Source organism: Paraburkholderia sediminicola (genome assembly GCF_046026895.1).
Taxonomy (GTDB): Bacteria; Pseudomonadota; Gammaproteobacteria; order Burkholderiales; family Burkholderiaceae; genus Paraburkholderia; species Paraburkholderia sediminicola_C.
In genome coordinates this window covers 1-1,661 of sequence record NZ_JAQQEU010000208.1, presented here as the reverse complement: position 1 = coordinate 1,661, position 1,661 = coordinate 1, and the positions used below count along the sequence as shown (strand labels likewise).

At 59.8% G+C, this 1,661-nt stretch carries 1 protein-coding gene; it reads left to right on the top strand.

Annotation, left to right across the window (positions count from 1 at the left end; all coding sequences use genetic code 11):
• Positions 1–249 precede the first annotated feature (249 nt).
• Positions 250–1,560: a group II intron reverse transcriptase/maturase gene (gene ltrA / locus PQR02_RS40310; RefSeq protein ID WP_408239171.1), complete on the top strand. Its 1,311-nt coding sequence runs from the start codon at positions 250–252 to the stop codon at positions 1,558–1,560.
• The last annotated feature ends 101 nt before the right edge of the window (positions 1,561–1,661 follow it).

The window sequence follows — 1,661 nt, the reverse complement described above, 5'->3', positions numbered from 1 at the left end:
CGAATGAGCAGGCTGGACGCCCAGTCGCTGCGCCGGGGTAGTGGCGACAGCATGTACACAAGGAAAGCGTACGCAACACGGGAAGTCCCTCGGCGTGGTCAGGGATGACCAACCGGACGCCCGCGAGGGACAGGCCGGGCGCCTTGGGATGACGGAGAGGCCCGTAGTACTGGTGAAGCCGGGTAATGCCGGTGGAGGGAAGGGGCCTCAGTTCAAGACCAACGCAACACGTAGTGAGGGACCTGGAGATTGGGCAACCTATCAACTCCGATCAGTGTTCAGAAGCTGCAGATGGCGTTACACGCGAAAGCGAAGGCAGAAGCCGGGTACCGCTTCTATGCGCTGTACGACAAGATCTACCGTGAGGATGTGCTGGCGCATGCGTACGCCCAGTGTCGCTCGAACAGGGGCGCGCCAGGTGTCGATCGGCAAGACTTCGCGGAGATCGCAGCGTACGGGGTGCAGAAGTGGCTCGGTGAACTGGCGCTTGCGCTCAGGCAGGAGAGTTACCGGCCGGACCCTATCAGAAGAGTGTTTATCCCGAAGGCCAATGGCAAGCTGAGGCCACTGGGCATCTCGACCTTGCGTGATCGGGTGTGCATGACGGCAGCGATGCTGGTGCTCGAACCGATCTTCGAAGCGGACCTTCCATCAGAGCAGTACGCTTATCGCCCGGGGCGAAACGCCCAGCAAGCGGTGATCGAGGTGGAGGAACGGTTGCATCGAGGGCAAACGGACGTTGTTGATGCCGACCTTGCGGACTACTTCGGAAGTATTCCACACGCCGAACTGATGCTGTCGCTTGCGCGACGCATCGTTGATCGGCGCGTGCTGCATCTGATCCGGATGTGGCTGGAATGCCCCGTGGAAGAAACCGATACCCGAGGCCGGAAGAAACGTACGACGGAGGCCAAAGACAGCAGACGTGGCATTCCGCAAGGCTCACCCATCTCACCACTGCTGGCTAATATTTATATGCGCCGGTTTGTGCTGGCATGGAAGAAGCTCGGACTTCAGCGCAGTCTTGGCAGTCGCATTGTGACCTACGCGGACGATCTGGTGATCCTGTGCAAGAAAGGGAAGGCTGAGGAAGCCTTGTCACGAATGCGCGAGATCATGGACAAACTGAAGCTGACGGTCAACGAGGAGAAGACACGAATCTGCAAGGTGCCGGAAGGCGAATTCGACTTCCTGGGTTATACGTTTGGGCGGCTGTACTCAGCGACGACTGGCCAGGCCCGTATGGGCATGCGTCCGTCGAAGAAGAGTATCCGGCGCATGGTCGAAAAGATTCATGCGATGACCGCACTCAAGACGGTGTGGCAAGAGACCACGGAGCTGGTGGGCCGGTTGAACCGCACGCTGCGCGGCTGGGCGAACTACTTCAAGGTAGGCTCGGACAGACGCGCGTATCGGGCGCTCGACAGCTACACCGCTACGCGGTTGCGTCGGTGGTTACGCAACAAGTACAAGGTTCGACGTCGCAGGGGCGGGACTTATCCATCCCAGCACCTCTACGGGCACTTCGGTCTCGTGCGTCTGACTGGTCCATGGTTGTGAACCTGCCGTGTGTGAAGGCGTGATGTCCTGTCCGAGAGCCGGATGCGGGAGATCTGCATGTCCGGTTCGATGAGCGGGGTGTGGAAACGGAGTTAGGGCGA